This is a genomic window from Streptomyces sp. NPDC055140 (assembly GCF_053607285.1).
In genome coordinates this window covers 498,589-504,910 of sequence record NZ_JBSGTG010000001.1, presented here as the reverse complement: position 1 = coordinate 504,910, position 6,322 = coordinate 498,589, and the positions used below count along the sequence as shown (strand labels likewise).

Annotated in this window: 7 protein-coding genes; 3 read left to right on the top strand and 4 right to left on the bottom strand. The window is 71.5% G+C overall.

Translation table 11 applies throughout. From position 1 onward, the window contains the following. Positions 1–143: 143 nt before the first annotated feature. From glnII to ACWFR4_RS02360, 3 genes are all read right to left on the bottom strand, one after another. Positions 144–1,175 carry a glutamine synthetase gene (gene glnII, locus ACWFR4_RS02370; RefSeq protein ID WP_453650320.1) on the bottom strand — a complete coding sequence of 344 codons (1,032 nt, stop codon included), beginning with the start codon at positions 1,173–1,175 and terminating at the stop codon, positions 144–146. A gap of 227 nt (positions 1,176–1,402) precedes the next feature. Next, on the bottom strand, positions 1,403–2,131 hold the full coding sequence (locus ACWFR4_RS02365) for a hypothetical protein (RefSeq protein WP_453467722.1): 729 nt from the start codon (positions 2,129–2,131) through the stop codon (positions 1,403–1,405). Positions 2,132–2,275: 144 nt separating this feature from the next. Further along, on the bottom strand, positions 2,276–2,638 hold the full coding sequence (locus ACWFR4_RS02360; protein ID WP_326776101.1) for an arsenate reductase family protein: 363 nt from the start codon (positions 2,636–2,638) through the stop codon (positions 2,276–2,278). Between the two features lie 133 nt (positions 2,639–2,771). On the opposite strand from ACWFR4_RS02360, the gene ACWFR4_RS02355 reads away from it, so the two are divergent. Further along, positions 2,772–3,050: a hypothetical protein gene (locus ACWFR4_RS02355; RefSeq protein ID WP_376001435.1), complete on the top strand. Its 279-nt coding sequence runs from the start codon at positions 2,772–2,774 to the stop codon at positions 3,048–3,050. Between the two features lie 60 nt (positions 3,051–3,110). Here the strand turns inward: ACWFR4_RS02355 and ACWFR4_RS02350 are convergent, their stop codons facing one another. After that, positions 3,111–4,307 carry a winged helix DNA-binding domain-containing protein gene (locus ACWFR4_RS02350; protein WP_453467726.1) on the bottom strand — a complete coding sequence of 399 codons (1,197 nt, stop codon included), beginning with the start codon at positions 4,305–4,307 and terminating at the stop codon, positions 3,111–3,113. A 145-nt stretch (positions 4,308–4,452) separates the two neighbouring features. On the opposite strand from ACWFR4_RS02350, the gene ACWFR4_RS02345 reads away from it, so the two are divergent. Both ACWFR4_RS02345 and ACWFR4_RS02340 read left to right on the top strand, forming a co-directional pair. Further along, on the top strand, positions 4,453–4,926 hold the full coding sequence (locus ACWFR4_RS02345; RefSeq protein ID WP_453467728.1) for a hypothetical protein: 474 nt from the start codon (positions 4,453–4,455) through the stop codon (positions 4,924–4,926). A 37-nt stretch (positions 4,927–4,963) separates the two neighbouring features. Then, on the top strand, positions 4,964–6,304 hold the full coding sequence (locus tag ACWFR4_RS02340) for a DUF2252 domain-containing protein (protein ID WP_453650318.1): 1,341 nt from the start codon (positions 4,964–4,966) through the stop codon (positions 6,302–6,304). The last annotated feature ends 18 nt before the right edge of the window (positions 6,305–6,322 follow it).

Genomic DNA, 6,322 nt, shown 5'->3' with positions numbered 1-6,322 from the left:
GGGGGGGGGGGTAACCCCCCCACTCTCTGGGTGCGTCCTTACCTTTGTTTTTTTCTTTTTGTCCCTCTGTCATCTCGGGCGGGGCTGTGCGCGGGGCCCCCCCGGCCGGGGGGGCCCCCCTTCCGTGAATCAGGAGCCGCGGATCAGACCTGGCCGGCCTTCTCGAGAGCGCTGCAGCAGGTGTCGACGATCAGGCGCGTCACGACGTACGGGTCGACGTTCGCGTTCGGACGGCGGTCCTCGATGTAGCCCTTGCCGTCCTTCTCGACCTGCCACGGGATGCGGACCGAGGCGCCGCGGTCGGAGACGCCGTAGTTGTACTCGTTCCACGGGGCGGTCTCGTGCAGGCCCGTCAGACGGTCGTCGATGCCCGCGCCGTAGTTCTTGACGTGGTCCATCGGCTTCGAGCCCTCGCCGAGCGACTCGCACGCCGTGATGATCGCGTCGTAGCCCTCGCGCATCGCCTTCGTGGAGAAGTTGGTGTGCGCGCCCGCGCCGTTCCAGTCGCCCTTGACCGGCTTCGGGTCGAGGGTCGCGGAGATGTTGAAGTCCTCGGCGGTGCGGTACAGCAGCCAACGGGCCACCCACAGCTGGTCGGAGACCTCGAGCGGGGCGAGCGGGCCGACCTGGAACTCCCACTGGCCGGGCATGACCTCGGCGTTGATGCCGGAGATCCCGAGGCCCGCCTCGAGGCAGTTGTCCAGGTGCGCCTCGACGACGTCACGGCCGAAGATCTCGTCCGCGCCGACGCCGCAGTAGTAGCCGCCCTGCGCCGCCGGGAAGCCGCCCACGGGGAAGCCGAGCGGGCGCTCGCCCTCGAAGAACGTGTACTCCTGCTCGATGCCGAAGATCGACTCCTGCGCGGCGAACTGCTCCGCGACCTCGGCGAGCGCGGCACGCGTGTTGGACTCGTGCGGCGTCATGTCGATGTTCAGGACCTCGCACAGGACGAGGATGTCGCCGCCGCCGCGGATCGGGTCCGGGTAGGAGGCGACGGGGCGCAGCACGCGGTCGGAGGCGTGACCCTTGGCCTGGCTGGTGCTCGAACCGTCGAAGCCCCAGATCGGCAGCTCTTCGAGCGCCGGCGCGGAACCCGCGATTATCTTCGTCTTCGAACGGAGCTTGGCCGTCGGCTGGGTGCCGTCGATCCAGATGTACTCAGCCTTGAACGCCACGGGGGGCCACATCCTTCGGGTGGGTCTGTACGGCGCAGTCATGTGCGGGTGCGGCGCCTCGGTGTGCTGCTCCGCAGACTGTCAACAGGCGATTTCCCGTCCGTTGCCCGTATGTGAACCCCGTGTTACCCGGGCCCTTTGTGGCCGGAGTCACGTTTCGCCGGACGGCCCCGGCCCGCGCACGTCATGGGGGCACGCGCGCGGGCCGGGGCCGAAGGCCTGTGGGGTCAGCCCACCTTCTCTATACGTGCGTTGCGGATGAGGAATTTGCCCGGTTCGCGGACCTGCTCGAACGCCGAGTTGTTCAGCAGGACGCAGCTCCCGGAGACGGAGGTGACCTCGACGGACGTGGACTTGCCGTTGTCCAGGTTGGTGACCTTGAGCTTCGTCCCGGCCGGGAACTGCCCGCTGGACGCGGCGGGCGCGCCGCCCTCACCGGACAGCGTCACGGTCGAACCGGCACAGACCTGCTCACCGGCGGCGTCCCCTCCGGCGCCACCGGCGGCGTCAGTGGGGTCGGGCTCGGCGGTGACCGTGTCCGGCGGTGCGGCCGTCACGGTCTCCATGCCGCCGGCCGCGTCATCGGCTCCGTCCCCGGCCTGCGCTCCGGCTCCCGCCGCGTCATCGGCACCGGATCCGGCCTGTGCCCCGGCCCCGGCTCCGTCCCCGGCCTCGCAGCCGGACGCCGCCTCCTTGCGCCGGATCTCCGCGATGACCGCTTCCCGGTTGGCGATGCGGGCCTCGGACTGCGCGTCCGGGGCGGCCCGCTGCCCGTCGATGAACTTCTGGTTGTTGGCGATCGCGGTCTCCAGGCCCTGGCAGGCCTGGGCGTTCTGCGCGACCGGCGCCGCATTGCCCGTACTCGCGAGCGCGAACGCCGCACCTCCGGCGACGAGGGCCGCGCTCACCGCGAGCGCGGCCTTCTTCCGGGGGCCCATCCTTCTCCTGCGGGACATGTCCGCCTCCTGTCGTCGTTACGAACGTCGGTGCGCGCACCGTTACGTACGGGTAACTGGAGGGCGGAACTCAACTGACCCAAGGGGAGCTCAAGTAACGTACGTCACAGAAGAGTTGAGCCCACAGGATGAGCCCGTCGCGGCTCAGTGGCGTCCGAGCGCGTCCCTGACTGCGTCTTCGCTGCGCGCCACCACGGCCGTACCGTCCTCCGCCGTGATGATCGGCCGCTGGATGAGCTTCGGGTGCGCGGAGAGGGCCGCGATCCACCGGTCGCGCGAACCCGCGTCCCGCGCCCAGTCCTTCAGGCCGAGCTCCTTCGCGTCGGCCTCCTGCGTCCGTGTGATGTCCCACGGCTCGAGCCCGAGCCGCTCCAGAACGGCGCGGATGTCGTCCTCGGACGGCACGTCCTCCAGGTAGCGGCGCACCGTGTAGTCGGCGCCTTCCGCGTCGAGCAGGGAGAGCGCGCTGCGGCACTTCGAACAGGCGGGGTTGATCCAGATTTCCATGGGGCCAAAGGTACGGGAAAGGCCTTGTGGCCAGCGGCTATTGTCAGTGCCCGGCAGTAGAATAGAAGCAGTGTTCGAGGGAGCGTCCGGGGCCGCGGAGGGCCTCGGAAGGTCTCCCTCCCGCGACAGGAGGATGTCTGTGCCCGCTGCCGCACCGATGCTGATCGACCTGCCCGGCAAGCCACTCGAAAAGAAGGCCCTGCCCGCGGGACGGCCGCGTGACTGGTACATCACGCACAACCGCCGCCTCAAGGCCATGCGCCTCGCGATCGCCCTGCTCGACTCGGGCGTCTACCTTCCGAACCAGGCCCACAACCGGACGATACGGAGCACGGCGGAGCGCGTCGGTATCCATCCGCCGTCGGACATCACCTGCCACATGGTGCGCGCGCTGATGCGCTACAGCCGCTGACGGCCAGGTGCGCCGCCCGCCCGTGTATTTCTCAACGGGCGGGCAGTGCAAGGCAGTTCACTACTTCTTCGCTGGAGCCGGTCCCGCCAGCTCCTTCTCCAGAGGCGTACGGAAGCGGGGAGTGACCCGCGCCTCGCCCACCCACTCCTGGAGCCGCGCGGCCTCCGCCTCGACGGCGGCCGCGGCGTCCCGGCCCACATCCGCGAGCAGCCGCCACCGCACGACGCCGTCCTTGCCCTGAGCCCATCCGCCGGCGATCCGCCCGTCCCACCACACGGTGGGCCCGATGTTGCCCGCCCCGTCGAAGAGCGGCGCCCGCAGCTCCGGCGGCAGATACCAGTCGCGCTGCTGCCAGCCCATCGCGCTCGGGTCGAGCCCCGGGAGCAGGGCCGCCCATGGCTCCGCGTCGGCGGTGACCGGCTCGACGGCGTCGGGGAGCACGAATCCGGCCCCCTCGTCCAGCTCCACCTCGACCGCCCCGACGGCCGTGAGTGCCCTGCGGACATCGGTGACCTTCCACCCCGTCCACCACTTCAGATCGGCCTCCGTGGCCGGACCGCACGAGCCGAGCCAGCACCGAAGGAGTTCCGACTGGGCCTCGGCCGCGGGGAGTTCTGGATGCGCGGGCGTGAGCGCCCACCTGAACTGGCTGGACGTCCACGACCCGCGGGGCCGCCCGCGCACCACGCGTCCCTCCATGCCGAGCACGCGCAGCAGCCGCGTCGAGATCGACTGCCACGCCTCGTACTTCTTGCCCGGCGCGTACAGCAGCTGCGTACGCAACCGGGGCTCGTCCCGGGCGAGTTCGGCCGCGGTCGCCTCGCCGCGCGCCCCGATCGCCGCCAGAGTGCCCGCCTCGACGTCCGCGAGCCACGCCGCGTCGTGCTCGCTGCCCGCCTCCAGATGCTTGACGAAGGAGGCGCGCTCCCGCGCGGCGACCGCCGCACCCGTCGACGCGTGCACCACGGCCGTGAGCGCGGCGGGGAACACGAACACCGTGTGCCGCATGCCGTGCATCCGCACCAGGGAGCGGTCCGTGTACAGGGCGCGCTCGACATCGGCGACCGTCTTCGACGGGTCCCTGAGGCGCGCGCCCACCGCCAGGTACACGGTGGCCGGGTCCGTGCCGTGCAGCGCCACGAGCGACCCGGCGACCTCCTCGGCGGACCCCGCCCGAGCGGCGGGCGCGAGCCGCTGCCCAGCCGCTAGCCTGGCCCGCCGCTCCGGCGCCCCGATGCGCCGCCGCCCACCACTCACGAGGACCTCCCAGGACTGTTCGCCGACCGTGCCCCCATCCTGCCCGGGCCCGGGCGCATTCACCTGTTTGCCGTACCCGGCATGCCGCCCGGGCCCCGGCCGCCTTGACTGAGGTGACGGGTGAGCGGAACTGGCAGCGGGAGGCATGATGTCGGGACGTGGCATACGGGGCGCGGCAGCCGGACTGCTCGTGGCGGCGGCGCTGCTCGCGGCGGCCGGGTGCTCGGGCAGCGACACGAGCCCCTCCGATGCGGTGTCCAAGGCCGCGTCCGCGGCGTCCCGGGGCGGTGACGTCGTCGCCTCGGCCACGGCGAAGGCCCAGCAAGAACTGGACCGCATCAAGGGCGGCGTGAACGCCAAGGGCGACATCGCGCTGGGCGACGTGACGAAGGACGGCGACCGGCTGACGGTCCCCGTCACCGCCACCAACAGCTCCGGATCCCAGGCCTCGTACGCGGTACAGGTCAACTTCCGCGACAGCAGCGGCAACCTTCTCGACATGGTCGTGGTCACGGTCGACGACGTGGACAACGGCAAGTCCAAGAAGGCGACGGCCCGCAGCAACCGCAACCTCACCGGCGACGTGAAAGTGGACGTCGGCCGAGCGCTGCGGCACTAGCCGTGGCCGGCTCCGCAGGCCACGCCGACGGTGCGGCATGACCACTCCCCAGGCCAGGGCCGCCCTGGGCAGGGCGGCCCGCAAGCGCGCCTCACGCTCCTCGCACGGTGCGTGGATCCCCGCCGCCGACCGCGCCGACCCTGTCGTCGTACTGGAACGGCAGGCGGCCGACCGTGTCGCGGAACTGCTGCCCATCCGGTACGGACGGATGGCGGCCTCCCCCTTCGCGTTCCTGCGCGGCGCCGCCGCCGTCATGGCCGGCGACCTGGCCACCCAGCGCGCCACCGGCCTCACGGTCCAACTCTGCGGTGACGCCCACCTGTTGAACTTCGGCCTCTTCGCCTCCCCGGAACGGTCCCTGCTCTTCGACGTCAGCGACTTCGACGAGACCAGTCCGGGCCCCTTCGAATGGGACGTGAAACGGCTGGCCGCGAGCGTGACCGTCGCAGCCCGCGACAACGGGCACACCGACTCCCAGGCCCTCAGGTCGGCCCGCGCCGCCGCGGCCGCGTACCGCACGACGATGCGCCGGCTCGCCGGGATGGGCGAACTCGCCGTCTGGTACGAGCACGTCGACGCGCACCAGCTGCTGCCCCTCATCCGCTCCGACCGCAACCGCCGCCGCGTCCAGGCGACCCTCGCCCACGCCACCCGCCGCACCAGCCTCCACGCGCTCGGCAAACTCACCGAGGTCGTCGACGGGCGCCGCCGCATCATCAACGATCCGCCGCTCCTCGAACCGGCGAGCACCCCCGACACGGCCACGGTGCGCAAACTGTTCGGCGACTACCGCTCCACCCTCGCCGAGGAACGCCGCCGCCTCCTCGACCGCTACCACTTCGTCGATGCCGCCCGCAAGGTCGTCGGCGTCGGCAGCGTCGGCACCCGCTGCTTCATCGTGCTGCTCGAAGGGCGCGACGCCAACGACCCCCTGTTCCTCCAGATCAAGGAGGCCACCCGGTCCGTCATGGAGGATCACCTGCCGCACGGCCCCTACGTCCACCCGGGCCACCGCATCGTCGCCGGCCAGCGCCTGATCCAGGCCACCGGTGACATCTTCCTCGGCTGGATGACCGGCCCCCAGGGCCGAGCCTTCTACTGGCGCCAGCTGCGCGACATGAAGGGCTCCGCCGACGTCGCCGGCATGGGCCCGGACGAACTGCGCTTCTACGCCGAACTGTGCGGCAACACCCTGGCCCGCGCCCACGCCCGCTCCGGCGACCGCATCGCCATCTCCGGCTACCTCGGCAGCGCCGACACCTTCGACCGTGCCGTGGCCGACTTCGCGCTGCGCTACACCGACCAGAACGCCACCGACCACACAGCCCTGCGCAGGGCGGCGTCGGAGGGCCTGATCACGGTGGCACCGGGCGTCTGAGAACGCCGGTGCGGCCGC